Source organism: Mycobacterium sp. shizuoka-1 (assembly GCF_002723835.1).
Taxonomy (GTDB): Bacteria; Actinomycetota; Actinomycetes; order Mycobacteriales; family Mycobacteriaceae; genus Mycobacterium.
The window spans coordinates 39,726-65,333 of record NZ_BEWG01000046.1; the positions used below are offsets into that span (position 1 = coordinate 39,726).

26 protein-coding genes and 1 pseudogene are annotated in these 25,608 nt (G+C 68.5%); 13 read left to right on the forward strand and 14 right to left on the reverse strand.

The window, feature by feature from the left end:
* Window positions 1-76: 76 nt before the first annotated feature.
* Complete coding sequence (locus MSZK_RS14655) at window positions 77-1,219, forward strand: Mrp/NBP35 family ATP-binding protein (protein WP_099248938.1); 1,143 nt, start codon at window positions 77-79, stop codon at window positions 1,217-1,219.
* A 67-nt stretch (window positions 1,220-1,286) separates the two neighbouring features.
* Here MSZK_RS14655 and tatB read toward each other — a convergent pair whose 3' ends face one another.
* The 4 genes from tatB to sigE all read right to left on the reverse strand — a co-directional run bounded on the left by tatB (window position 1,287) and on the right by sigE (window position 4,639).
* Entirely contained in the window at window positions 1,287-1,697 is a 411-nt protein-coding gene (gene tatB / locus MSZK_RS14660) for a Sec-independent protein translocase protein TatB (protein WP_099248940.1), read from the reverse strand.
* Between the two features lie 4 nt (window positions 1,698-1,701).
* Window positions 1,702-3,198, reverse strand: coding sequence for a S1C family serine protease (locus MSZK_RS14665; protein WP_099249011.1), 1,497 nt, complete (start codon window positions 3,196-3,198; stop codon window positions 1,702-1,704).
* Between the two features lie 79 nt (window positions 3,199-3,277).
* Window positions 3,278-3,712 carry an anti-sigma E factor RseA gene (gene rseA / locus MSZK_RS14670; RefSeq protein ID WP_099249013.1) on the reverse strand — a complete coding sequence of 145 codons (435 nt, stop codon included), beginning with the start codon at window positions 3,710-3,712 and terminating at the stop codon, window positions 3,278-3,280.
* Between the two features lie 153 nt (window positions 3,713-3,865).
* On the reverse strand, window positions 3,866-4,639 hold the full coding sequence (gene sigE / locus MSZK_RS14675) for an RNA polymerase sigma factor SigE (protein WP_099248942.1): 774 nt from the start codon (window positions 4,637-4,639) through the stop codon (window positions 3,866-3,868).
* A 220-nt stretch (window positions 4,640-4,859) separates the two neighbouring features.
* Here sigE and MSZK_RS14680 point away from each other — a divergent pair, with 220 nt between their 5' ends.
* The 6 genes from MSZK_RS14680 (at window position 4,860) to MSZK_RS14705 (ending at window position 10,345) form a co-directional block, all read left to right on the forward strand.
* A complete protein-coding gene (locus tag MSZK_RS14680; RefSeq protein WP_099248944.1) occupies window positions 4,860-5,528 on the forward strand; it encodes an O-methyltransferase in 669 nt (222 codons plus the stop codon).
* 485 nt (window positions 5,529-6,013) lie between these two features.
* Window positions 6,014-6,436, forward strand: coding sequence for a hypothetical protein (locus MSZK_RS14685; protein ID WP_142389928.1), 423 nt, complete (start codon window positions 6,014-6,016; stop codon window positions 6,434-6,436).
* 77 nt (window positions 6,437-6,513) lie between these two features.
* Window positions 6,514-7,188: a TetR/AcrR family transcriptional regulator gene (locus tag MSZK_RS14690; RefSeq protein ID WP_099248948.1), complete on the forward strand. Its 675-nt coding sequence runs from the start codon at window positions 6,514-6,516 to the stop codon at window positions 7,186-7,188.
* The gene (locus tag MSZK_RS14695; protein ID WP_099248951.1) at window positions 7,157-8,074 is read left to right on the forward strand and encodes an ABC transporter ATP-binding protein; all 918 of its coding nucleotides are present in this window, start codon (window positions 7,157-7,159) and stop codon (window positions 8,072-8,074) included. Before MSZK_RS14690 ends, MSZK_RS14695 begins: the two co-directional genes overlap by 32 nt.
* The gene (locus MSZK_RS14700) at window positions 8,071-9,660 is read left to right on the forward strand and encodes an ABC transporter permease (RefSeq protein WP_099248953.1); all 1,590 of its coding nucleotides are present in this window, start codon (window positions 8,071-8,073) and stop codon (window positions 9,658-9,660) included. The genes MSZK_RS14695 and MSZK_RS14700 overlap by 4 nt, the downstream gene beginning before the upstream one ends.
* 10 nt (window positions 9,661-9,670) lie before the next feature.
* Complete coding sequence (locus MSZK_RS14705) at window positions 9,671-10,345, forward strand: isoprenylcysteine carboxylmethyltransferase family protein (RefSeq protein ID WP_099248955.1); 675 nt, start codon at window positions 9,671-9,673, stop codon at window positions 10,343-10,345.
* Between the two features lie 260 nt (window positions 10,346-10,605).
* Here MSZK_RS14705 and MSZK_RS14710 read toward each other — a convergent pair whose 3' ends face one another.
* The gene (locus tag MSZK_RS14710) at window positions 10,606-11,142 is read right to left on the reverse strand and encodes a TetR/AcrR family transcriptional regulator (RefSeq protein WP_099248957.1); all 537 of its coding nucleotides are present in this window, start codon (window positions 11,140-11,142) and stop codon (window positions 10,606-10,608) included.
* An 87-nt stretch (window positions 11,143-11,229) separates the two neighbouring features.
* Between MSZK_RS14710 and MSZK_RS14715 the strand changes: the two are divergent.
* Both MSZK_RS14715 and MSZK_RS14720 read left to right on the forward strand, forming a co-directional pair.
* Window positions 11,230-11,892: pseudogene (locus MSZK_RS14715) on the forward strand (NADPH-dependent F420 reductase); the annotation flags it as partial.
* 55 nt (window positions 11,893-11,947) lie between these two features.
* Window positions 11,948-12,535, forward strand: coding sequence for a DUF4126 domain-containing protein (locus MSZK_RS14720; RefSeq protein WP_099248961.1), 588 nt, complete (start codon window positions 11,948-11,950; stop codon window positions 12,533-12,535).
* Here the strand turns inward: MSZK_RS14720 and glgC are convergent.
* A complete protein-coding gene (glgC, locus tag MSZK_RS14725; RefSeq protein WP_099248963.1) occupies window positions 12,532-13,746 on the reverse strand; it encodes a glucose-1-phosphate adenylyltransferase in 1,215 nt (404 codons plus the stop codon). The genes MSZK_RS14720 and glgC overlap by 4 nt on opposite strands.
* A gap of 151 nt (window positions 13,747-13,897) precedes the next feature.
* Here glgC and glgA point away from each other — a divergent pair, with 151 nt between their 5' ends.
* Complete coding sequence (gene glgA, locus MSZK_RS14730) at window positions 13,898-15,061, forward strand: glycogen synthase (protein WP_099248965.1); 1,164 nt, start codon at window positions 13,898-13,900, stop codon at window positions 15,059-15,061.
* 56 nt (window positions 15,062-15,117) lie between these two features.
* Here the strand turns inward: glgA and MSZK_RS14735 are convergent, their stop codons facing one another.
* From MSZK_RS14735 to MSZK_RS14765, 7 genes are all read right to left on the reverse strand, one after another.
* A complete protein-coding gene (locus MSZK_RS14735) occupies window positions 15,118-15,285 on the reverse strand; it encodes a DUF3117 domain-containing protein (RefSeq protein WP_005059648.1) in 168 nt (55 codons plus the stop codon).
* Between the two features lie 165 nt (window positions 15,286-15,450).
* Window positions 15,451-16,020, reverse strand: coding sequence for a DNA-3-methyladenine glycosylase I (locus MSZK_RS14740; RefSeq protein ID WP_099249015.1), 570 nt, complete (start codon window positions 16,018-16,020; stop codon window positions 15,451-15,453).
* 5 nt (window positions 16,021-16,025) lie between these two features.
* Window positions 16,026-16,376: a DivIVA domain-containing protein gene (locus tag MSZK_RS14745; RefSeq protein ID WP_099248969.1), complete on the reverse strand. Its 351-nt coding sequence runs from the start codon at window positions 16,374-16,376 to the stop codon at window positions 16,026-16,028.
* A gap of 91 nt (window positions 16,377-16,467) precedes the next feature.
* Window positions 16,468-17,406, reverse strand: coding sequence for a glucosyl-3-phosphoglycerate synthase (locus MSZK_RS14750; RefSeq protein ID WP_099248971.1), 939 nt, complete (start codon window positions 17,404-17,406; stop codon window positions 16,468-16,470).
* Window positions 17,403-18,227, reverse strand: a complete 825-nt coding sequence (gene folP / locus MSZK_RS14755; RefSeq protein WP_233211321.1) for a dihydropteroate synthase — start codon at window positions 18,225-18,227, stop codon at window positions 17,403-17,405. The genes MSZK_RS14750 and folP overlap by 4 nt, the downstream gene beginning before the upstream one ends.
* 141 nt (window positions 18,228-18,368) lie before the next feature.
* Window positions 18,369-20,156 (reverse strand): long-chain-acyl-CoA synthetase FadD6, encoded by a 1,788-nt coding sequence (gene fadD6, locus MSZK_RS14760; RefSeq protein WP_099249017.1) that lies wholly within the window; start codon window positions 20,154-20,156, stop codon window positions 18,369-18,371.
* Between the two features lie 54 nt (window positions 20,157-20,210).
* Window positions 20,211-20,780 (reverse strand): TIGR00730 family Rossman fold protein, encoded by a 570-nt coding sequence (locus MSZK_RS14765; protein ID WP_099248975.1) that lies wholly within the window; start codon window positions 20,778-20,780, stop codon window positions 20,211-20,213.
* A 73-nt stretch (window positions 20,781-20,853) separates the two neighbouring features.
* Here MSZK_RS14765 and MSZK_RS14770 point away from each other — a divergent pair, with 73 nt between their 5' ends.
* Window positions 20,854-22,944, forward strand: coding sequence for an ATP-binding protein (locus tag MSZK_RS14770; RefSeq protein ID WP_099248977.1), 2,091 nt, complete (start codon window positions 20,854-20,856; stop codon window positions 22,942-22,944).
* A 3-nt stretch (window positions 22,945-22,947) separates the two neighbouring features.
* On the opposite strand, the gene dapE is transcribed toward MSZK_RS14770, so the two are convergent.
* Window positions 22,948-24,024, reverse strand: a complete 1,077-nt coding sequence (gene dapE / locus MSZK_RS14775; RefSeq protein WP_233211316.1) for a succinyl-diaminopimelate desuccinylase — start codon at window positions 24,022-24,024, stop codon at window positions 22,948-22,950.
* 47 nt (window positions 24,025-24,071) lie between these two features.
* Here dapE and dapD point away from each other — a divergent pair, with 47 nt between their 5' ends.
* Entirely contained in the window at window positions 24,072-25,016 is a 945-nt protein-coding gene (dapD, locus tag MSZK_RS14780) for a 2,3,4,5-tetrahydropyridine-2,6-dicarboxylate N-succinyltransferase (RefSeq protein WP_099248981.1), read from the forward strand.
* A 44-nt stretch (window positions 25,017-25,060) separates the two neighbouring features.
* The coding region (locus MSZK_RS33015; RefSeq protein ID WP_233211322.1) for a 4-alpha-glucanotransferase at window positions 25,061-25,608 on the forward strand (548 nt) is incomplete at its 3' end.

A 25,608-nucleotide genomic window follows, 5' to 3' on the forward strand; every position in this document is an offset into this window, starting at 1 on the left:
GCGCACTGCCCGGCCCCGCCGCCTAGCTGCTCCTCGGGGTCGGGGCGCTCCTGCGCTCCGCCTAGACTCGGCGCTGATGTCCGAGAAGAACGAACTGCAGACCCAGGTGCGACTCGCGCTGGGCAAGGTGATCGATCCGGAGCTGCGCCGCCCGATCACCGAGCTCAACATGGTCAAGAGCATCGCGGTCGCCGACGACGGCGCTGTGCACGTCGAGATCTACCTGACCACCGCCGCATGCCCGAAGAAGACCGAGATCAGCGAGCGGGTCACCCAGGCCGTCGCCGACGTTCCCGGCACCGCCGCGGTGACCGTCGACCTGGACGTGATGAACGACGAGCAGCGCACCGAACTGCGTAAGCAGTTGCGCGGGGACGCCGCCGAACCGGTGATCCCATTCGCCCAGCCCGGCTCGCTGACCCGGGTTTACGCCGTGGCGTCCGGCAAGGGCGGCGTCGGCAAGTCCAGTGTGACGGTCAACCTGGCCGCCGCGCTGGCCGCTCGCGGCTTGTCGGTCGGCGTGCTCGACGCCGACATCTACGGCCACTCGATCCCGCGCATGATGGGCACCGACGACCGGCCAACCCAGGTCGAGTCGATGATCCTGCCGCCGATCGCGCACGACGTGAAGGTGATCTCGATCGCCCAGTTCACCCAAGGCAACGCGCCCGTGGTGTGGCGCGGGCCGATGCTGCACCGGGCGCTGCAGCAATTCCTGGCCGACGTCTACTGGGGCGATCTGGACGTGCTGCTGCTGGACCTGCCGCCGGGCACCGGCGACGTCGCGATCTCGGTGGCTCAGCTGATCCCCGGCGCGGAGATCCTGGTGGTGACCACCCCGCAGCTCGCGGCCGCCGAGGTGGCCGAACGTGCCGGGGCGATCGCCTTGCAGACCCGCCAGCGCATCGTCGGCGTCGTGGAGAACATGTCCGGCCTGCTGATGCCCGACGGCACGACGATGCAGATCTTCGGCGAGGGCGGCGGGCGCCAGGTGGCCGACCGGCTGACCCGGGCCGTCGGCGCCGAAGTGCCACTGCTGGGTCAGGTTCCGCTGGACCCGGCGCTGGTGGCGGCCGGCGACTCCGGGGTGCCGCTGGTGTTGTCGGCGCCCGACGGCGCGGCAGGCAAGGAACTGCGGAGCATCGCCGACAAGCTGGCGGCGCGCCGGCGCGGGTTGGCCGGGATGTCGCTGGGTCTGGACACCACCCGCCGCGGCTGATCCCTAGCGATTTCGGCGCGCAAACCGCCGCTACGCGAACGAAAACGCGCCGAAATCGCTGGAAAGGCTATGTCGCGTCGGCGTCGAACGGCGCGGGCGTGCCGGGCGGCAACGGCTCAGGCTTCGGCGGCTGCGGCGGCATCTGGTCCTGCGGTCCCCCGGCGCTCTGCGGCTTCTCTGGTGACTGGAAGGCGTCCTTGATCCACGAGTCGTCGCCGTCGAGCAGATGCTTGGTCAGCGCGGCCCGCGGTGTCATGCCGCGCAGCTTCTGCAGTTCGGACAGCGGCTGGCGCAGGTCCTCGAACTCGGGGCCCAGATCGTCCCGCAGCTGGCTGGTGGCCCCACTGATGTAGTCCCGGGCCTGCCGCAGCGAGTTGGACGTCCACCGGATCGCGCCCGGCAACCGCTCGGGGCCCAGGATCACCAACCCGATGACGACCAGCAGGAGCATCTCGCCCCACCCGACGTTGGCGAACATCGCGTCAGTTGTCCGGCGCGGGGTTCACCGTCAGCGTGACCTTGCGGCCGTCGCGGATGACCTCGATCGGGGCGTCCTGCCCGATCTTGAGCTGCCGGATCGCGACGGCGAACTCGTCGGCGTCGGCGACCGTCCGATTGCCGACCTTCACCACAATGTCGTTCTCCAGGATGCCGGCCTTCTCGGCGGGGCTGCCGGCCTTCACATTGGCCACCTGGGCACCCTGGGCGAGGTCGTTGCTCACCGAGCGGGCGGACAGCCCGAGCGTCGGGTGCGACACCTTGCCGTCCTTGATCAGCGCCTCGACGGTCTGCTTGACCTCGTTGACCGGGATCGCGAAGCCGAGCCCACTGGCGCTGTCGGACAACGACTTTCCGGCCGTGTTGATGCCGATCACCTCGGAGTTCATGTTGATCAGCGGACCACCGGAGTTGCCGTGGTTGATCGAGGCGTCGGTCTGGATGGCGTCGATGACGGTGTCGGTGTCCGAGCCCTCGCCGGACAGCGGGATCGGCCGGTGCAGGGCGCTGATGATGCCGTGCGTGACGGTACTGCGCAGCCCCAGCGGGGCGCCGGCGGCGATCACCTCGTCGCCGACGTGGACATTGTCGGAGTCACCGAACCGCGCCACCGTGAGGTTGTCGACATTGTCGACCTTGAGCACGGCCAGGTCGGTCTTGGGATCGCGGCCGACGAGGTTGGCCGGCACCTCCTTGCCGTCGTTGAACACCACCGAGATCTTGAACTTGCTCGGGTTGGTCGCGGCTTCGGAGATGACGTGGTTGTTGGTGACGATGTAGCCGCGGCCGTCGACGACCACGCCCGAACCCTGGGCGCCTTCGTCGTCGCTCACGGCCTCGATCGTGACGACGGAGTCGGCCACCGACGCGGCGACCTTGGCGAACCGGCCGGGCGGAACCTCGCCGGTGCTGTTGGTGGCCAGCGAGACTTTGGACGTGGTGAAGGCTTCGACGACTTCGGCCGTCTTGCGGCCCACCCAGCCGCCGGCGAACCCGATGATCAGCGCGATGATGCCCAGCACCGCCAGCGACACATACGACACCCGGCCGCCGAAGAGCACCTCGCGTACCCCGAGCTTGCCGGTGGGCCCGGCCACCACGACGGGCGCGGCCTGCTGCAGCGCCGGTGTGCCGAGCCCGGCGGCGGCCGCCGGATCACGCCACGGGTCGTCGAGTTCCTCGGAATCGTCGGGGCCGGCGTCGAGCGCCCCGGCGTCGGCGGGGTGGCGCTGCAGGGAATCACTGCCCGGCGGACGGCTGAACGCCTCTTCGAGGACGGGGTCCGGAGGGCGGTCCTTGGGCTGGAACTCGACCTCGCCGCGGAACTTGGCCGGTCGCAACTCCTCGGCGATGAACGATCCGTCGACACCGGCGGGGCGCCCGAAAGCCTGGGTGGCGGCGGGATCGACCGGGGGCCGAGACACCGGTCGCGGGGCCAAACGAGGGCTGCTGCTGCCGGAACTGTCCTGATTGGGGCTCAAGTTCAACCTCTATCCAAGCGCTCAGCCGCGAGCGCGCGCTATCGGACCGAGCACGACGCTGCTCGACTTCACATCCACACTACCGGCGCTTACGCCGGCCACGGTCTGTGCCGTCAGCTAACTGGTCGGCGAGTCCGGCCTCGAGATCGCCACCGGCGCGGCCGGGCTGCTGCGGGGTCACGGATTCGTCCGGTGTCGACTGCGGGATCTGCGACAACAGCCCCAACAGGCTGCTGGGCATGCTGATCGGAAGGGAGTCGCGCAGCGCGGCGCGGGCCTGCGTCTGACCCTCCACCTCGGCGGCACACTGCGCGCACAGCGACAGGTGGTGCGCCGCGCGCAGGTAGGACTTCATGCGCAGCTCGCCGTCGACATAGGCGGCGATCGCCTCGGTGGACAAGTGCTCGGTCGAGCCGAATTGGCGGGGTGCACCGACGGGGGCGTCGCTCTGAGAGGCGAACTGAGAGGGCAGCCAGGAGAATGCTCGACGGAACATGTGTCCACGGTCGACCATCGCTGCGCTCCTCTCGGTCACGTCGGGCACGCCACAATTGCCGCTAGGTCGAATGTAGCGCGCGCAGCCCCAAACGACATGACATGACCGTCAGTTTTGCCGTTCGCCCGGCCGGGGCGGACCGCCGAGGCGGCCAGCCGCCGGGTGGCCGGATTACGCCGATTCGGCGATGAAGTCCGACATCCCCTGCTGGCCGGAGTGTGCGGCGAGGTAGTCCCGCAGGGCTTGCCGGCCGCGGTGAATGCGGCTGCGGACAGTGCCGAGCTTGACGCCGAGCGTCGCCCCGATCTCCTCGTAGGACAGGCCCTCGATGTCGCACAAGACCACTGCGGCACGGAATTCCGGGGGCAACGAATCGAGCGCTGCCTGCAGGTCCGGGCCGAGGCGGGAATCGTGGTAGATCTGCTCGGGGTTGGGCTCGTCGGCCGGCACCCTGTCGTAGTCCTCTGGCAGCGCCTCCATGCGGATGCGGCCGCGACGGCGGACCATGTCGAGGAACAGGTTCGTGGTGATGCGGTGCAGCCAGCCCTCGAACGTGCCGGGCTGATAATTCTGCACCGAGCGGAACACCCTGATGAAGGTCTCCTGGGTGAGGTCCTCGGCGTCCTGCTGATTACCGGACAGGCGGTAAGCCAGCCGGTACACCCGGTCGGCGTGCTGGCGCACCAACTCGTCCCAGGACGGCATCGCCGTCCGGTCGCCGGTCGCATCGAACACCGCGGTGCCTTGCAGTTCCTCGGACGGTTCAACCCACTCGGCTTCCCCGTACTGCTCGGGGTGCGACATATGTGTCGGAGCCATCAGTGTGGTGGTCGTCGGATCCTCCTGGTTGATCTGCGCGGACGGCTCGCTGCCGCCGATCGCATCAAGGCTGACAACACGAGCGCTCTCTGGCGTATTCCCCGACCAGCGTTGCCTGTGTTCCATGCCCGCTACCGTTCCCCACACCGGTGTGGGGGCGATATGAGCAAACTAAGGTTTGACTAAGAAATGCTTTCGTTATCATTTCGTGCCCTGGTCTGATACCTCGAGCCCGGCGCGTCGAGCTTGACGGGCGACGTCCGGGCATCCCCGCGGCAGGTCCGGCCGCCGCGGCGCCGGGCGCGCCTGCCCACCACTGGATCACGTTGCCTCTACGCTCCTCAGAATGGCCACTACCGAGGACCAATCAGGCCAGCCGCAGGCCAGTCGTGCCGACCGGATCCTGGCCCACGCGGAAGGCTCGATCTCCGAGGACTCCATCGTCGCGGCCGCCCGGGAACGTGCCGTCGACGCCGGGGCCGGAGCGGTCACGCCGGCGGTTGGAGCACTGCTGAGCGTCCTGGCGCGACTCTCGGGCGGCAAAGCGGTCGTCGAGGTCGGCACGGGCGCCGGGGTGAGCGGGCTGTGGCTGCTGTCGGGCATGCGCGAGGACGGTGTCCTGACCACCATCGACATCGAGCCGGAGCATCAACGCATCGCCAAGCAGGCGTTCAACGAGGCCGGGATCGGGCCGTCACGCACCAGGCTGATCGCCGGCCGGGCGCAGGACGTCCTCACCCGGCTCGCCGACGAGTCCTACGACCTGGTGTTCCTGGATGCCGCACCGGCCGACCAAGCCGACTTCGTGGTCGAGGGGGTGCGGCTGCTGCGCCCAGGGGGCGTGATCGTCGTGCACCGGTCGGCACTGGGTGGCCGGGCCGGGGATCCGACGGCCAGCGATGCCGAGGTGACGGCGGTGCGGGAAGCGGCCCGGCTGATCGCCGAGGACGAGCGGCTCACCCCGGTGTTGATCCCGCTAGGGGACGGGATTCTGGTCGCGGCACGCGACTACTGACTCGGCGGCGTCAGGCGCCGTCGTCGGGCTGCCTCACCGGTGCTCACGGGGTTCCGACGCACGGCTGCAGGCGGAGTTTTCACATCTGAGTTTGCTGAGATTCACAGCGAGTGCACAGGCCGGTCAGCCGGTCGACCGAGCCGACCGCGCGACAAATAGTCCACCAGCGACAACCGCGGTGCGCCGGCATACATCCCGCCCGCCTTCTGACGATTTTCTTAGTCGACAATTATTTGCCATATGCAAGAGAACTGGAATTCCAGCAAACATATTCAATGGCTTTTTCTCGCCCGATGAATAAGAGAAAACCGGCTCCGAGATGTCGTCGAGATTAAGAATTGCCGTTCCCGGGAACAATCAACGCCAATGCAATAGTCTCGCTGCCTAGATGGTTTGCACCCGCCAAAGGTGGTGCGAGGCAGCCAGATTGCACGCAGGTTTCCGGCAGGCGGGCATCGCGCCCACGGTGTACTCGGGGGGAAAGCATGGACCCACGACTCAGCCCCGTGATGGTGGCGGTATTGGTCGCGCCGTTCATCCTTTTCGGAATTCGCGCCATCGCACTCGATCTCTCGCAAAGTCGCCACGACCGCGCCGACGGGATCGTGGCGCGCTGGGGCGATCTGCGATTCACCGAGAGCGTGCTCATCGTGGGCGACCGCCGGCATGTACGGCGCATCCCGTTGGCCGGATTGCGCGCGGCGGTGACCGAGAGTCACGACGCCACCGACGGGCCGAGCGCACACCTCGTCCACCTGATCGTCGAGGGCCCCGGCGAGTCGGTGCAGCACACCCAGCGGTACTCCGCCGGATCGATGACCGCAGCCCGGATGTTCGAGATCCTTCTCAACCGCGCCAGCACCCCGGCCGCCGCGCAGCTGCCGGTCGCCCTGCGCTGGGCCGCCTGACCAACCCCCGTCTTCGCCCCGATGGGGCCGCGGTAAGCCCTTGACGTTCGATTGAACGCGTGTTTAGCATCCTAAACATGCGTTCAACGGATCTGACGACGGCGGCCAGGATCCGCGATGCGGCGATCGAGATGTTCGGTGCACACGGATTCACCGTCGGGGTCCGCGCGATCGCAGAAGCCGCCGGAGTCAGCCCGGGGCTGGTGATCCACCACTTCGGGTCCAAGGACGCGCTGCGAAAGGCCTGCGACGACTACATCGCCGAAGAGATTCGCAGCGACAAGTCCGAGGCCATCCGGTCCACCGATCCGGCGACGTGGCTGGCCCAGGTCGCCGAGATCGAGTCCTACGCGCCGATGATGGCCTACCTGGTACGCACCATGCAGAGCGGCGGCGAACTCGCCAAGCAGCTGTGGCGCACGATGATCACCAACATCGAAAGCTACGTCGACGAGGGAGTCCGCGCCGGCACCATCAAGCCCAGCCGCGACCCGGCCGCGCGCGCCAAGTACATGGGGATGGCAGGCGGCGGCGCGTTCCTGCTCTATCTGCAACTCCACGACAACCCGACCGACTTGCGAGCAGTGCTGCGCGACTACGCCAGCGACATGGTGCTCCCGGCCCTGGAGATCTACACCAACGGCGTGTTCACCGATTCGACGATGTTCGACAGCCTCGTGGCTCAAAGCGAAGCTGCAGCCGAGACCGAAGGAGAATCAGATGACAAGGGCAACAGCGACGACGCGCACTGACACCGCCGTCGAAATCCGCGGTCTGGTCAAGACTTTCGGACGGACCCGGGCCCTGGACGGGATGGACCTGACCGTCCGGGCGGGTTCGGTCGCCGGCTTCCTCGGGCCCAACGGCGCGGGAAAATCCACCACGATCCGAGTGCTGCTGGGACTACTGCGCGCCGACGGTGGCACCGTACGGCTGCTGGGCGGCGACCCCTGGCTCGACGCGGTCGCCTTGCATCGGCGGATCGCCTACGTACCGGGTGACGTCACCCTGTGGCCGAACCTGACCGGCGGCCAGGTGATCGACTTCCTCTGCGGTCTGCGCGGCGGGGCCGACGCCCGCCGGCGGGACGCGTTGATCGAGCGGTTCGAACTCGACCCGCACAAGAAGTCGCGCACCTACTCCAAAGGCAACCGCCAGAAGGTCGCGCTGATCGCCGCGTTCGCCACCGATGCCGACATCTACATCCTCGACGAACCGACATCGGGTCTCGATCCGCTGATGGAGAACGTGTTCCAGCACTGTGTGCACGAAGTCGCCCGTCGGGGCGCAGCGGTCCTGCTGTCCAGTCACGTCCTGGCCGAGGTCGAGAAAGTCTGTGACACCGTCACGATCATCCGCGCCGGGCGCACCGTGCAATCCGGATCGCTGGCCCAGCTCCAGGAGCTGATGCGTACCACCGTGACGGCTCGGACGCACCGCGACCCCAGCGTGGTCAGTCGCTGGCCTGGGCTGCACGATGTGAACGTCCGTGACGGGCAGATCCGGTTCACCGTCGGCCGCGACGTGCTCGACGCCACCATGGCACACCTGACCCAATTGGGCATCGCAGACCTGACCGTGACGCCGGCCTCTCTCGAGGACCTGTTCTTGCGTGAATACCGGAGCGCCGCACAATGATTGCGACCGCGCTCCCGGTCAACTCGCTGGCCGGAACATCCGCACTGGTTCGTTTCGCACTGCGCCGCGACCGCGTCCGGTTGACGGTGTGGGTGTCGACGCTGACCCTGATGATGGTCTACGCCCCCAACGCCATCAACCTGGCCTATCCTGACGAGACCCAGCGCCAGTCGCGAGTCAATCTGCTCAAAACGCCGGCCGGAATCATGTTGGGCGGGCCCATGTTCGGGGGCAACGAGACCGATCTCGGCGTGATGATGGCCAACGAACTGATGCTGACGCTGATCGTCGCCGCCTCGATTCTGGCGATCCTGACCGTCATCCGACACACTCGCGCCGAAGAGGAAAGTGGCGCAGCCGAATTGGTGTTGTCGTCGATTGTCGGGCGGCACGCCCGCACCAGCTCAGCGTTGATCGTCATGGCGCTGGTCAATGCCGTGTTGGCCGTGACGATGACAATCGCCATGGCGGCCAGCGGTTTCGCGGTCGTCGACACGGCCGCCATGTGCCTGGGCGTGACGGCGGTGGCCACCGTGTTCGGGGCGGTGGCAGCGCTGTGTGCCCAGCTGTGGCGCCAGGCCCGCACCGCTACCGGCGCATCACTGGGGGTGCTGGCCGCCGCCGTACTGGTGCGCGGGGCCGGGGATGTGATCGACAACTCCGGCAGTGCCCTGAGTTGGTGCTCGCCCATCGCGTGGGCACAACAGATGCGGCCGTTCGTCGCGCTGCGCTGGTGGCCGCTGGGCCTGCTCGCGGTGCTGGCCATCGTGCTCGTCGCCGTCACGGCCGTGCTGGAGAGCCGGCGCCAATACGACGACGGCGTCCTGGCATCCTCCGGGGAGCATTCCCGGGCCCGCCCCGTGCCGGGTGTGTTCGCCCTGCACCTGAGGATCCACGCCGGCCTGACCACCGGCTGGGCGATCGGACTGTTGATCGCCGGAGCCGCCTTCGGATCGATGACGAAGTCGCTGATGGATGCCGCGGCCGACAACCCGCTGCTGTCGCGCGTTCTCTCCGCGCACGGCCTGGACGGGGTCTACACCACGATGACGCAGTTCCTGGCCGCGGCGACGACGGCGTACGTGGTCACCGTGGTGGTGCGGCTGAGCCGGGATGAGGAGTCCGGGATCGGCGAGGCGGTGCTGGCGGGCTCGGTGTCGCGCTGGACATGGCTGCTGTCGGCGGTGGCAGCGGCCTTGACCGGTGCGGCGGTGCTGCTGGCCTGCGCGGGACTGGGCAACGGCCTGGGCGCGGGCCTGACATTGGGCGAACCGCAGACGATTGCGCGGCTGACCCTGGCGGCGTTGGCCTTCCTGCCCGCCATGGCCGTCGTGGCCGCCGTGGCCGCTCTGGCGGTGGCGCTCAAGCATCCCGGCATCGGATGGCTGGCCGTCACCCTCGTAGTCGCCGCACTGTATCTCGGTGCGCTGTTGCGGCTTCCGCGCTGGCTGATCGACGCCTCGCCGGTGGGACGAACCACCGCGCCGTCGTCGGTCTCCGTTGTGGCGCTGTGCGTGATGGTCGCCGTGTCGGCGGTGGTCACGCTCGGCGCCGGCTTCATCTACCGGCACCGCGACGTCGCCTAGGAGGGTGGGCATGAACATCTCTGTCCGCATCGTGATCTCGTCCGTCGTCGGCATCGCAGCCTTCGCCGCGCTGCTGTTCGTGCCTGCGGGCACCGTGCACTACTGGCAGGGCTGGGCACTGCTCGCCGTATTCGGCGTCACGAGTCTGGTGCCGACGCTGTTGCTGGCGCGCATCGATCCCGCCGCCATGGAACGGCGCACCCACGCCGGCGTGACGGCCGAGACGCGACCGGTTCAGAAGGTGGTGATCGCGGCGACGTTCGTGGTGTTCGCCGCGATGTTGGTGGTGCCGGCGCTGGATCACCGATTCGGGTGGTCGAACGTACCGCCCTGGCTGTCAGTGCTCGGCGACGTCCTGGTGGCCGCCGGTCTCGGACTGGCGATGTGGGTGGTCTACCAAAACCGCTATGCGGCGGCCAATATCACCATCGAAGATGGTCAAACTCTGGTCAGCACCGGTCTGTACGGCTTGGTGCGCCACCCGATGTACTCCGGGAACGTGATCCTGATGACCGGGATCGCGTTGGCGCTCGGCTCGTACTGGGCACTGCTTCTCGTCGCGGTCGGCACGGCGCTGATGGCGGTGCGGATCCTCGACGAGGAGAAGCTGCTCGCGGCCGAACTGGACGGTTACCGGGAGTACATGCAGAAGGTCCGCTACCGACTGGTCCCGCTGATCTGGTAAGCGCGGTTGTATAACTTGCATGAGCACTATAGCTTTCCACCCGGCTCGCTGGAGTGAAAAACCGTTGAACGAGAACATCACTCGTCTGATGGCAGAGAACCTGCTTGCGTCTTCGCCTCCGGCGCCGACGCGACGATCGCCGAGCCGCTGATCTCCGGTTTCGGCGTGGCGCTCGTCGAAAAAGACCGAATAGCAAAGCTGTTCACCGTGGTGACAGCAGCACCGGCCTGAACGGTGTCGGCGGCGCCGCGCCGTCGCCGCTACGGCCACGCACGCAGCGCGACGACGGCGATCGCCCGTAGCTGCTTGCGGCTGGCGCCATCTCGGGCCTTCGCCGACAATCCGCGCAGAACGGTGTCGATGTAATCCGCCAACGCCTCGGCGTTCGCCTCCCGATCGAGATCGCCGGCACGTTGCGCCTGCCGCATGCGGTCGACGATGTCATCGCGTCCGCGACTGCGACGCGTTCGCAACAGCGGGTCGGCGATCACGAAGCAGCCGCGCGGATGACCGGGCCGGGTGTAGAACTCGACCGCCCGGTCCAGCATCTGCTCGAAAACCTCACGCGCGGTGGGCGCCTGCAGAGCGGGTGGCACCACGGCTGTCAGCTCGTAGAGGTCGACGGCGGCGTCGTACAGGGCTTGTTTGTCGCCGAAGGCGGCATACAGACTCGGCGGCGAGATGCCCATCGCCTCGGTCAGATCACTGATGGAAGCGCCGTCGAAACCCCGTTCCCAGAACAGCTGCATTGCGCAGCGCAGCGCTTCTTCGCGATCGAACTTCGGGGGCCGAGCCATGGCGTTGATCCTAGGCGTCGCACCGTCGGTTCTGATACCGTCGGCGCAGAATAACTTTACCGTTCGCTACAAAACCCTGCCCCGCTCGGGCAACTGAAGGGCGCTCCCATGACCTACGCCATCATCGGCTCCGGCAACATCGGTTCGGCAGTCGCAGGCCACTTCGCCCGAGTGGGCCTCGACGTCGCCGTCGCCGCATCGCACGGTCCCGCCGGGGTGGCAGCACTGACCGAACGACTCGGCTCTCATATCGTCCCCACCGAGGTGGCCGAGGCCCTGCAGGCCGACGTCGTGGTGCTGGCCGTCCCGTTTGATGCCGTCCGAGACCTCGTGGCGCAGGTCCCCGACTGGAACCGGCGCATCCTCGTCGACGCCACCAATGCCATTGACTACAGCACGTTTTCGCCGGCCGACCTGGGCGGCAGGGCGTCGTCGGACCTGGTCGCCGAATGGGCTGTCAACGCCCGCGTGGTCAAGGCCTTCGGCCACACCTGGGCCAAGGTGCTCGCCCACGAGCCCGGCGACGGGCACGGCGGGCGGCGGGTCTTGTTCGTGTCGGGTGACGACGCCGACGCCAACGGTGTAGTGGCGGAATTGATCCAGCGGTTCGGCTTCGAACCGATCGACCTGGGTCGCAATGCCGACGGCGGCCTGCTGCAGCAGTTCGGTGGCCCGCTGACCACCCGCAGCTTCATCTCGCAGCCGATCGGCGGCGCCAACCCCGCAGAGATGGATCTGCTCGAGGCCTGACGACGGGCGCGCTGACGCGTCATCCTGTATGCGGGACCGTCGTGAGGAGGCGCGCGTGGAGCTGATGACCGGTTTCGGCCTGGCCACCGCCGCAGGTCTCAACGCCTACATCCCGCTGCTGGCCATCGGACTGCTCGGCCGGTTCACCGACCTGATCACGCTGCCGCACGGCTGGTCATGGCTGGAGAACGGCTGGGTGATCGCGATTGTCGCGGTGCTGCTGGTCGTCGAGATCATCGCCGACAAGGTGCCCGCGCTGGACTCCGTCAACGACGCAGTGCAGACCTTCGTCCGGCCGACCGCCGGCGGGATCGTGTTCGGTTCGGGCACCGCGGCCCAGACCGCCGCGGTCACCGACCCGGGTGAGTTCGCCCGGAGCGGTCAGTGGGTGCCGATCGCGATCGGTGTGGTCACCGCACTGGTGGTCCACCTGACCAAGACCACGGTGCGGCCGGTCGCCAACGTGACCACCGCCGGGGTCGCCGCGCCCGTGCTGAGCACGCTCGAGGACATCACCAGTGCCGCCCTGGTGTTCATCGCGATCCTGATCCCCGCACTCGTGCTGGTGGTGATGATCGCGCTGGCCTGGGCGGCGGTGTCGCTGTGGCGCCGCAGGCGGCGCCGGAGTGCACAGCCCGGTTAGATCCACACACCCTTGCCGACGGCCACCACTCCGCCGGCACTCAGCGCGAAGCGTTCACGGTCCTTCTCCAAGTCGACGCCGACCATCTCGCCCGGCCCCACGACGACGTTCTTGTCCAGGATCGCGTGCCGGACCACCGCACCGCGGCCGACCCGTACCCCGGGCATCAGGACACTGCCCTCGACGATCGCGCCGTCCTCGATCACCACGTTGCTCGACAACACCGAATTACGCACCGAGGCCGCGGAGATGATGCTGCCCGCGCCCACCACCGACTCCTGCGCGGAGCCGCCGTTGACGAACTTGGCGGGTGCGAGGTTCTCCGACTCCCCGCGGATCGGCCAGCGCTTGTTGTAGAGGTTGAACACCGGGTGAACGGACACCAAATCCATGTGCGCGTCGTAGAACGCGTCCAGCGTCCCGACGTCGCGCCAGTAGCCGTGATCGCGTTCGGTGGCGCCGGGCACTTCGTTGTTGCTGAAGTCGTAGACCGCGGCCATCCCGTCGGAGACCAGCCTCGGGATGATGTCGCCGCCCATGTCGTGGTCGGAGTTGTCGTCGTCGGCGTCGGCGCGGATCGCGTCGATGAGCACCTTGGTGGTGAAGATGTAGTTGCCCATCGAGACGAACGTTTGCTCCGGATCGTCCGGTGTGCCCGGCGGATCGGCGGGTTTCTCGACGAACTCGCGGATGCGGCCGGACTCGTCGGCGTCGATGCAGCCGAACGCGTGCGCCTCGGCCCGCGGCACGCGGATGCCGGCAACCGTGGCACCGGCACCGCTTTCGATGTGGAACTTGACCATCTGCTCGGGGTCCATCCGATACACGTGGTCGGCCCCGAAAACCACGATGTAGTCCGGATCCTCGTCGTAGATGAGGTTGAGCGACTGATAGATCGCGTCGGCGGATCCGGTGTACCAGCGCGGACCGAGGCGCTGCTGGGCGGGCACCGGCGTGATGTATTCACCGGCCAAACCGCTCAGCCGCCAGTTCTGCGAGATGTGCCGGTCCAGCGAGTGCGACTTGTACTGGGTGAGCACACAGATGCGCAAGTAGCGGGCGTTGACCAGATTCGACAACACGAAATCGATCAGCCGGTAGGCGCCGCCGAAGGGAACAGCGGGCTTGGCCCGGTCGGCGGTCAGCGGATACAAGCGTTTGCCCTCTCCGCCGGCCAAGACTATGCCGAGCACATGTGGCAATTCCCTCATGCTGCAAACCTAATGGCACGCGCTACAGACGGCTAGGCCATCGCGACTATTGCAGGTCGCTGTGTCGCGGCAACAACGACTTTGGGGTTGCGACACTCGCGTTGTCCCCACAAGGCTGCGCCGCCGGGCCGGTGCCACTACCGTCGGGCCTATGCGGGTGGCGATGATGACTCGGGAGTATCCACCCGAGGTTTACGGCGGGGCGGGCGTGCACGTGACGGAACTCGTCGCGCAACTGCGCCGGCTGTGCGAGGTGGACGTGCACTGCATGGGTGCCCCACGCGCCGGAGCCTTCGTGCACCAGCCCGACCCGGCACTCAAGGGGGCCAACCCGGCGCTGTCGACGCTGTCCGCGGATCTGGTGATGGCCAATGCGGCCGCCGAGGCGACGGTCGCGCACTCACACACCTGGTACACCGGGATGGCCGGTCACCTCGCCGCGCTGCTCTACGGCGTCCCGCACGTGCTGACCGCGCACAGCCTCGAGCCGTTGCGGCCCTGGAAAGCCGAACAGCTCGGCGGCGGCTACCGAGTGTCGCTGTGGGTGGAGCGCACTGCGGTCGAGGCCGCCGACGCGGTGATCGCCGTCAGCTCCGGCATGCGTGAGGACGTCCTGTCGGTGTATCCGGGGTTGGACCCCAACCGGGTTCACGTCGTGAAGAACGGGATCGACACCAGCGTCTGGTATCCGGCTCCGCCGGAGCGCGGCGAGTCGGTGCTGGCCGAGCTCGGCGTCGACCCGTCGCGACCGATGGTGGCGTTCGTCGGCCGGATCACCCGCCAGAAGGGTGTCCCCCACCTGATCGCCGCGGCGCATCGCTTCGACCCCGACATCCAGCTGGTGCTGTGCGCCGGCGCACCCGACACCCCCGAGATCGCCGCCGAGGTCAGCACGGCGGTGCAGGAGCTGGCCGGCACCCGCAGCGGCGTGTTCTGGGTGCAGGAGTTCCTGCCGATCGGCAAGATCCGCGAAATCCTCTCGGCCGCAACGGCTTTTATCTGCCCGTCGGTGTACGAGCCGCTGGGCATCGTGAACCTGGAGGCGATGGCGTGCGGCACGGCCGTGGTGGCCTCCGATGTCGGTGGCATTCCCGAGGTGGTCGCCGACGGCGTGACGGGGACCCTGGTGCACTACGAACAGGCCGACCCGGCGGGCTTCGAGGCCCGGTTGGCCGAGGCGGTCAACGCGCTGGTGGGCGATCCGGAGCGGGCCAGCCGCTTCGGCGCCGCCGGTCGGCAACGCTGCATCGACGAGTTCTCCTGGGCACACATCGCCGAGCAGACGTTGGAGATCTACCGCAAAGTGTCGGCGTAGCCCGACCGGCAGAGAAAACCCCGCGCGGCCACGCGGGGTTTTCGGAGATCGATCAGTTAGCTGGTGACGTTCTTGAGTTCGTCGCCCAACGCGGCGGCCTCATCGGGCGTCAGCTCGACGACCAGTCGTCCACCGCCCTCCAGCGGTACCCGCATCACGATGCCGCGCCCCTCCTTGGTTGCTTCCAGCGGACCGTCACCAGTCCGGGGCTTCATCGCCGCCATCGAGTGCTCCCTCCAGAGTCGAGCCGGCCCGCCTTCACGGACCCGATCGGATGCCGGTTGCGTGGCTGGTGCGTCCGGCATGAAGTGCTTGTTTTCGATTCTATTGTTCCTCATCGGCGGGCATGGGTGTGAAAGACCCGATTGAGGGCCTGTGATTTGCCGCTCTCAGGCGGCTGGGGCCGGGGGAACCCAGCACGAGGCGACGTGATCATCGACCATGCCGGTGGCCTGCATCAGTGCGTAAGCCGTGGTGGGGCCGACGAACCGGAAACCGCGCTTCTTGAGGTCCTTGGCCATCGCCTGCGATTCGGGTGTGATGGCCGGCACATCAGCCATCGAGGCCGGCCGCGGGCGCGACGGCGGCGCGTAGGACCACAACAGATCGGACAGGTCGACATCCAAGTCGGCAACCGCCCTGGCGTTGGCGATGGTGGCCTCGATCTTGGCGCGGTTGCGCACGATTCCCTCGTCGGCCATCAGCCGGGCGACATCGCGCTCGGTAAAGCGGGCGATCTTCTCGATGTCGAACCCCTTGAACGCCTTCCGGAAGTTGTCCCGTTTGCGCAGGATGATCAGCCACGACAGCCCGCTCTGGAACGCTTCGAGACTCATCCGTTCGAACAGCGGCACCTGCCCGCGCAGCACGCGCCCCCACTCCAGGTCGTGATAGTCCCGGTAGAGCACGGATTGGCCCTGTGCCCAGCCACACCGGGTGCGGCCGTCGTCGGGCGCCAGCTCGCTCACGCAGGCTCCTCGTCGGCGCCAGCGGCGGCGTGGTGGGTGACCGCGGGCTCGTCCAGCCCCGCGGCCGCACGGACCGCGGACAGCTCGCCGCGCAGCTGGTCCAGCTCGGCACCGAGGCGGTCCAGCACCCAGTCCACCTCGCTGGTCTTGTAGCCACGCAACACCTGGGTGAACTTGACGGCCTCGACGTCTTCGCCGGTGACCCCGGAGGCCGGCAGCACGGTCGCCGTGGTCGCCCGCGGCAGCGGCGGGAGCTCCTCGCCGCGGCCGAACACCAGGCTCGCCACCCCGAACAGCACGGTGCCGATCAGGATCAGCACCACCAGGTACAGCAGGATCAACGTCACGCCACGAGATTACTTCGCGCCGAGATCGACGTTCTGCAGGCTTTTGCTCGACTTTTCGCGCCCATTTGTCGGTTTGGGCGATCGACGCGTCTCAGCGCAGCGTGTTCATCGGCGGCCGGTCGGCCAGCGAGACCGACGTGGTCCGCGGCAGATAGCCGTCCTCGCCGTCGGGCAGGAACTGGGTGAGCCCGACGCCGGAGTCGGCGATGCCGCAGCGCGACAGCAGCGTGGCGATGACCTGCCGGCTCATCGCGCCCAGTTCGATCAACGGCCGGTTGCGGTGGCTGCGCACCCCCAGGTTGACCTGGGCGATCGCATCCAGGCCGAGCCGGTCGTAGGTGTCGACCAGCAGGCCGATCTCCACGCCGTAGCCCGGGGCGAACGGCACCGAGGTCAGCAGCTCGCGGGTGCCGGCGTACTCGCCGCCGAGCGGCTGCAGCACACAGCCCAGCTCGGGCCGCAGCGCGGCCAGCAGCGGCCGTGCGACCAGCTCGGTGACCCGGCCGCCGCCGTTGGCATCCTCGCCCTTGCCAACCTTCAGCGGCCGCCGGTAGAAGCCCTTGACCAGGTGGATCCCGTCGCCGGTGAGCAGCGGGCCGACCAGCCGCGGCACGAACATCGGGTCGGGCTCGATCAGGTCGGAATCGACGAACACGATGATGTCGCCGGTGGTGGCGGCCAGCGAGCGCCACAGCACCTCGCCCTTGCCCGGCTGCGGCTCGATCTCGGGCACCGCCTGTTCACGGGTCACCACCCGGGCACCGGCGGCGATCGCCTCGATCTCGGTGTCGTCGGTGGAGCCGGAATCGAGCACGATCAGCTCGTCGACCAGCCCGCCGAGCAGCGGGCGGACACTGTCCACCACCGAGCCGACGGTCTCCTCCTCGTTGAGCGCGGGCAGAACGACCGAGATGGTGCGGCCGCGCTTGGCGGCCACCAGTTCGGCGATGGTCCAGTTCGGCCGGCTCCAGCTGTGGTCGGACAGCCAGGTGTCGCCGGAGAGTGTGTCGTTTGCCACGAGTTCGGTCATGCCAGGCCCCTCACCGTCCGCGCCGGCGGACGTTCCCCACGGATCGACGCGACCATTTCCAGCACGCGCCGAGTGGGCCCTACCTCGTGCACCCGGAACATCCGGGCTCCGTCGGCGGCGGCCAGTGCGGTCGCAGCCAGGGTGCCCTCGAGGCGTTGCGTGAGCTCCACACCCAAAGTCTCCCCGACGAAATCTTTGTTGCTGAGTGCCATCAGGACGGGCCATCCGGTCTTAACAAGATCTTTTACGTGGCGCAACAAAATAAGGCCGTGGTAAGTGTTTTTGCCGAAATCGTGCGTCGGATCGATCAGAATCGCGTCTTTGGCGACGCCGAGCGTCACGGCCCGTTCGGCTGCGGCGGTGACCTCGGCGATGACATCGTCGACCACCCCGGTCACCGTGGTCCCGTAGGCGACCCGGAACGGCCGGGTGCGCGGCACCGCGCCGCCGGTGTGTGAGCACACCAGGCCCGCGCCGAACTCCGCAGCGACCTCGGGCAATGCCGGATCGGCTCCGGCCCAGGTGTCGTTGATCAGGTCCGCCCCGGCCGCACAGGCCTGCTTGGCCACCGACGACCGCCAGGTGTCGACGCTGATCAGCTGGTCGGGGTAGGCGCCGCGCAGCCACTCGATGAACGGCACCACGCGGGCGATCTCCTCGTCGGCGTCGACGACGTTGCCCGGCCCTGCCTTGACTCCCCCGACGTCGACGGCATCGGCTCCCTCGGCGATGACACGGTGCGCGGCGTCCTTGGCCGCGTCGTCGGTGAAGGTCGCGCCCCGGTCGTAGAACGAGTCGGGGGTGCGGTTGACGATCGCCATGATCAGCGCGCGATCACCGGCCACCGGCCGTCCGCAGAACGTCGACGTCACCCCACCATGGTGCCTGGTAGCGCCGAGATCGACGAAATGGTGCGATCTACTCGCACTTATTCGGCGAGTCGTTGGTTTGGGCGCAGGAGCTTAGGCCGGGCGTTTACCCGATGCCACTTCCTTCGGGTACTCCGGGTAGAACGGAACGTAGCCCTCGTCCTTGCCGGCCAGCACGTACAGCGGGTCGGAGATCTCCTCGCCGTCGCCGCCGTAGGCCTGCTTGCGCAGGTCGACCTTGCGGCTCTTGAACGTCGAGGTGGTCTCCAGCGACTCCACGATCCGGATGAACAACGGCACGGCGTAGCTGGGCAGGTTGCCGTAGACGGTCTTGGCCAGGCTCTTGCCGTCGAACTCGGCGCCGTCGCGCAGCTTGATCGCCGCCATACCGGCCCGGCCGCCGGTGTCGGGCACCTCCACCCCGAACACCGTCGACTCCTCGACACCGCTGTCCTGGCCCAGAGCGCCCTCGACCTGCGTGGTGGCGACGTTCTCGCCCTTCCACCGGAAGGTGTCGCCGAGCCGGTCGGCGAACGCAGCATGACCCATGCCCTGCGGGTTCATCACGTCACCGGTGTTGAACCAGACGTCGCCCTCTTTGAAGGCGTTGCGCACCAACTTCTTCTCGCTGGCCTCTTTGTCGGTGTAGCCGTCGAAGGGCGACAGCTTGTTCACCGGGCTGATCAGCAAGCCGGGCTGGCCGGGCGGCACCTTACGCACGCGGCCGTTCTCGTCACGCGCCGGCTCGCCGGTCTCGGCGTCGTACTCGACGTAGGCCAGCGGTGTCGGGCTGATGCCCGTGCTCTTGGGAATGTTGAAGATGTTGATGAAGGCCGCATTGCCCTCGCTGGCGGCGTAGAACTCGGCGACCCGGCCGATATTGAAGCGGCGGGTGAACTCCTCCCAGATCTCGGGGCGCAGGCCGTTGCCGGCGATGACCCGGATCTTGTGGGCGCGGTCGGTGACCTTGGCGGGCTGGTTGAGCAGATATCGGCACACCTCACCGATGTAGATGAAGGCGGTGGCTTCCATCTGGATGACGTCGTCCCAGAACCGCGACGCCGAGAACGACTTGCCCAGCGCCAGCGTGCCGCCGGCATTGATCACCGAGGACACGGCGACCGTCAGCGCATTGTTGTGGTACAGCGGCAGCGGGCAGTACAGGGTGTCGTCGCCCTTGAGCCGCAGCCCCAACCCGCCGAACGCGCCCAGCGCGCGCAGCCACCTGTGGTGGGTCATCACGCTGGCCTTGGGATGCCCGGTGGTGCCGGAGGTGAAGATGTAGAACGCGGTGTCGCGGGCCTGGACCTCCGAGGCCGACGCCGGATTGTCGGTCGGCTTTCCGGCGGCCTGCTCGACGAGTTCGTCGATCGTCATCAGCTGGCCCGGCTCGGCGCCGCTCTCCTTGATCGGGTCGATCAGGTCGTCCTCGGCCACCACCACCGTCGCATCGAGCAGACCGATGCTGTGCGACAACACATCTGAGCGCTGGTGGTAGTTCAGCATGCCGGCGACCGCGCCGCACTTGACCGCGGCCAGCATCATCAGGACGGCATTGGGCGAGTTGCGAAGCATGATGCCGACGACGTCGCCGCGGCCAACTCCCTTGTCGGCCAACACCGCCGCGAACCTGTTGGCAGTCTCGTTGGCCTCCCGGTAGGTGATCTTCTCGTCACCGAACCGGATGAACACCCGGTCGCTGTAGCGAGCGGCGCGGTCGGCGAACACCTTGCCGATCGACGTCTTCGACGTCGGCAACGCCAGGAAACCCGTCACGACACCGCGCAGAATCACCGGCGCGTCCATCACCACCGACGGCAACCGTGTCGCAAGGTCGATCAGTCCCACCGACTTCCGCGCGCTGGACTCCTCATTGGCCACCGCCGCCACCTCCCGTAATCTCGCCCGTCCCGCGGTCAGCGTAACCCCGGGCCACTACTGCCCGGCCGCACAGACCTCGAGGGCTGCTTGCACCTCGTTCACGACGACCAACCGGTCCAGAGCGGCCTGCGCGACGTAGCCCGGCTCGACCAGCGACGCCAGCCAGGTCCGCAGGCCGTCATAGTGACCAGCGGGATCCAGCAGCACCACCGGCTTGGCATGCATACCCAGGTACCCCGCCGTCCACGTTTCGAAAAGTTCCTCCAGCGTGCCGATCCCGCCGGGTAACGCCAGGAAGGCATCACTGCGGTCCTCCATGACTTGTTTGCGCTGGCGCATGGTGTCGGTGACGATCAGCTCGTCGGCCTGGACATCGGCGAGCTCGCGGTGGACCAGGGCCTTCGGGATCACACCGACGGTGCGCCCGCCGCGCGAGCGGGCCCCGTCGGCCACCGCACCCATGGCCGACACGTTCCCGCCGCCGGAAACCAGCGTCCAGCCGCGCTCGGCGATCGCCGCACCCACCTGGTGTGCGAGCTCGAGCAGGTCAGGGTGGCGCGGGCCGGAGGCGCAGTACACACAGACCGCCCACTCGTCGTCACGATTCTCGGATCCGGGATGCACACCGGCAAACCTAGCCCAGACGAATTCGCCGCTAATGCCCTGACGGCACGGGACCGGCAAATAAAGTCCGGCTATGCCGATTCGGTGGCCTGTCGTCCCCCGCCCGTGCGTGGACAGCGCGATCGGCCTGCTCGAGCGCCATGGCGGGGTGGCGCTGGTGGGCGCCGACGGCACCGGCAAGACGACGCTGGCTGCGCAGATCGCCGACCAGCTCGGGGAGAAGGATCCGGTTCGGGTGATCGCTACCGCAACCCGATCGGTGGTTCCGTTCGGCGCGTTCGGTCCGCTGGTGGAGGTCACCGAAGTCGGCAAGCCGGCGGCGCTGATCCGCTCGGCGCTGGATTCTCTACTCGCCCAAGCCGACAGCACGCTGATCGTCATCGACGACGCCCAGCTACTCGACCCGCTGTCGGCCACCCTGGTCTACCAGTTGGCCCGCCAGGCGCGGACCCGGCTGGTCGTGACGGTCCGCGCGGGTGGCCCACTGCCGTCGGCGGTGGCCGCGCTGACCGAGGACGGACTGCTGGCCCGCCTCGATCTCGGGCCGCTGGACGACACCGAGACCCGGGCGGTGCTGGCCGCGCTGGGCGAATCCCGCGACGACGTCTACCGACGCACCGGCGGCAACCCGCTGGAGTTGCGGATGCTGATCCAGACGCAGTCGGCGGCCACCTCACTGGACGGTTTGATCGACGCATACCTCGACGGGCTGTCCGCCCCGGCCCGCGCGGCGCTGGCCTATCTGGCGGTGCACGAGCCGCTGTCGGCTGCGGACCTGGCCGCCCTGGCCGGGCCGGACGCCGTCGAGCAGGCCGAAACAGCAGGCGCGGCAACGGTGTTCGACACTGCGGTGTATGCCGGTCATCCGTTGTTCGTCGAGCGGGTGGCCCGCGCCGCCGACCCGGCCGACGCCCGCCGCCGGCGCTCCGAGATCGTCACCCGGTTGCGCGCCACGCCTTGCCGCGACGTCGCCGACCGACTGGGCCGAGCGGTGCTGGCCTTGGACAGCGACGTCCCCGAATCGGTCGACGACGTGGTGGCAGCTGCTCAGCAGGCGTTGCGACTGGGCGACCTGACCGTCAGTGAGCGGCTGGCCGGTGCGGCCGTGGCGCGCTGCGAGAGGTTCGACGCACGGTTGGCGCTGAGCTATGCCCTGGCTTGGCAGGGCCGCGGTCGCGAGGCGGATTCGGTGCTGGCCGACGTCGATGCCGACGCGCTGTCGGAGGCCGAGGTGATGGCGTGGGCGTTGCCGCGGGCCGCCAACCAGTTCTGGATGCTGTCCGAACCCGAACGCGCCACCGCGTTCCTGCAGAACATCCGTAAGCGCATCAACACGACCGCCGACCGCCTGACCCTGGACGCGTTGTCGGCGACGTTCGCGATGAACGCGGGCAACGTGGCGCGCGCCGTCGAGATCGCGGCCGAGGTGCTGGCGGCGCCCGAGGCCGGCGACATGGCGGTGGCGTGGGCGGCCAGCGCGGCGGCGTTGAGTTCGGCCCGGATGGCACGGTTCGACCAGGTGGGCCCGCTGGTCGACCGGGCGCTGGGCGCCGAGCACCCGGGACTGTTGCGGTTCACGGTCGGCCTGGCGCAGACGACGACACTGCTGATGGCCGGGCAGCCCGCCGCGGCGTACGACACGGCCAGGCAGTTCACCGATTTCGCGGAGCTCGCCCAGCCCGGCCGGTCGATCGGCGACGTGCTGCTGGCCCAGGTGCTGATCGCCCAGGGTGACCCGGTTGGCGCGGCGCGGCTGCTGGGGCCGGCCGCGGCCACGCTGGAGCGAACCGGCTACTCCTGGGGACCGCTGTCGCTGATGTATCTGGCCACCGCGCTGGCGCAGCAGGGTGAGATCGCCGAGTCGGCCAAGACGCTCAGCCGCGCCGAGGCGCGCCACGGCACCAAATCGGCGTTGTTCGCGCCGGAACTGGGGGTGGCGCGGGCCTGGCGGCTGGCCACCGTGGGCGATACCGAGTCGGCGATCGCGGCCGCCCGTGATGCGGCCAGGGGCGCCCAACGCGGCGGCCAGTTGGCGGCGGCGGTGTGGGCCTGGAACGAGGCCGCCGCGCTGGGCGACCCGCAGGCCGCAGGCGCCCTGGCCGCGCTGGCCGACACGGTGGATTGTGCGTTCGCCGTGGCCGCACTGGATCGGGCCCGGGGCTGACGGTCAGGTGGTCAGGTAGCGCCGCAGCGTGTCGGTCACCGCGGTGATCTGCGCGACCGCCACCCGCTCGTCGCGCTTGTGGGCCAGGTTGGGATCACCCGGCCCGTAGTTCACCGCCGGGATGCCGAGGGCGGCGAAGCGGGCGACGTCGGTCCAGCCGTATTTGGCGCGGACCATTCCGTCGGCAGCCGTCACCAGCGCGGCGGCTGCGGGATGATGCAGCCCGGGCAGAGCGCCGGCGGCCACATCGGTCTGCTCCAGGTGGACGTCGAGCCCGTCGAAGACCTCCCGCACGTGGGCCAGCGCGGCCTCTGGCGAGCGGTCGGGCGCGAAGCGGAAGTTGACGGTCACCGCGGCCGCGTCGGGGATCACGTTGCCGGCCACCCCGCCCTCGATCCGGACCGCCGACAACCCCTCCCGGTAAGTACAACCGTCGATGTCGACGATCCGGGCGTCATAGCCCGACAACCGGTCGAGCACCGCGCCGAGTTTGTGAATGGCGTTGTCGCCCAACCAGGATCGCGCCGAATGCGCGCGGATCCCGGCCGCTGAGATGACTACCCGCAACGTGCCCTGGCAGCCGGCCTCGATGTAGCCCCCGGACGGCTCGCCCAGGATCGCGACGTCGCCGTGCAGCCAGTCCGGCAGCTCGCGCTGGATGCGGCCCAGGCCGTTGGCCGAGGCTTCGATCTCTTCGCAGTCGTAGAAGATCAGCGTGACGTCGTGGGTCGGCTCGGCGATGGTGGCGGCCAGGTGCAAAAACACCGCATCCCCGGACTTCATGTCCGACGTGCCGCACCCGAACAGATGGTCGCCGTCGAACACCGACGGCACGTTGTCGGCGATCGGCACGGTGTCCAGGTGACCGGCCAGCACCACCCGCGACGGAAGGCCGAAGTTCGTGCGGGCCAGGACCGCGTTGCCGGAGCGGACGATGTCGTAGCCGGCGGTCTGCCTGCGCAGCGCGGACTCCACCGCGTCGGCGATGCGGGCCTCGTCGTGCGACACACTCGGGATGTCGACGAGCGCGGCCGTCAGGGCGATCGGATCAGCGCGTAGGTCGAGTACAGGGTCCGGCACAACTTCCCAGGCTAGCGGGCGCCGCCCATGCATTACGGTGGAGCACCGTGACTTCTGCTGCAGGCGTCGGACTGGCCACGATCACCGAGGACGGCACCGTCCTGGACACCTGGTTCCCTGATCCCGAACTGGGCGCCTACAGCCCGTCGGGCAGCACCATCCTGACTGCCGACGACGCGCCCGAGGACCTGGCCGCCGCGGCCGGAGCCGACCCGGCGCGCGGGGTACGGACCGTGGTCGTGCGCACGGTGATCGCCGACCTGGCCGAGAAGCCGGCCGACACCTACGACGCCTACCTGCGACTGCACCTGCTGTCGCACCGGTTGGTCGAGCCGCACGGATGCAATCTCGACGGTATCTTCGGCGTGCTGACCAACGTGGTGTGGACCAACTTCGGGCCCTGCCAGATCGACGGCTTCGAAGAGGTGCGGTTGCGGCTGCGCGGCCGCGGCCAGGTGACGGTCTACGGCGTCGACAAGTTCCCCCGGATGGTCGATTACGTGCTGCCGACCGGCGTGCGGATCGCCGACGCCGACCGGGTCCGCCTCGGCGCCCACCTCGCGCCGGGCACCACCGTCATGCACGAGGGCTTCGTGAACTTCAACGCCGGGACGCTCGGCGCCTCCATGGTGGAGGGCCGCATCTCGGCCGGTGTGGTGGTCGGCGACGGCTCCGACGTGGGCGGTGGCGCCTCGATCATGGGCACGCTGTCCGGCGGCGGCACGCAGGTCATCTCGGTGGGCAAGCGGTGCCTGCTGGGCGCCAACGCGGGGCTGGGCATCTCGCTGGGCGACGACTGCATCATCGAGGCGGGCCTGTACGTGACGGCGGGCACCAAGGTGACCACCCCGGACGGGACGACGGTGAAGGCACGTGAGCTCTCCGGCGCGAACAACCTTCTGTTCCGGCGCAATTCGGTGACGGGGGCGGTCGAAGTGGTCGGCCGCGACGGCCAGGGCATCGCGCTGAACGAGGCGTTGCACGCCAACTGACCTCGCGGTCGTGTGAAAGACGGCCGCTCGGGTATAGCAGCAGCGTGTTTCCAGATGACCTGCGCCAGTTGGCCGCCGCCCATCACGTGGCCACCTCCTACCGCAACGAACGACGGGAGCCGGTGGAGGTCGACGCCGCCGTCGTGATCCGGGTGCTCGGGTTGCTGGACGTCGACGCCGGGACCGAGACCGCCCGGCGCATCGAACTCGCCAGGCTCGCAGAACTCGACCGGGCCGGCCGATTACCCCCGACCATCGCGGTGCGGCTGGATGGCCGCCCGACGCCGATCCCGCGGGCAGCCCAGTTGGTCGCGGCGGACGGCAGCCAGATCGAGGTGCGCGGTGAACTGCCCGCCGACCTGGCGCCGGGCTGGTACCGGCTGCGCACCGGCGACGACCAGGAGGTCACCGTCGTAGCGGCACCACCTCGGCTGCCGCAGACGCCCAGCACCTGGGGCTGGATGCTGCAGCTCTACGGGCTACGCTCGGCGCGCTCGTGGGGCATCGGCGACTTCGGTGATCTGCGGGAGTTCATCGACTGGACGGCCACCGAGCACGGCGCCGGTGCGGTGTTGCTCAACCCGTTGAACGC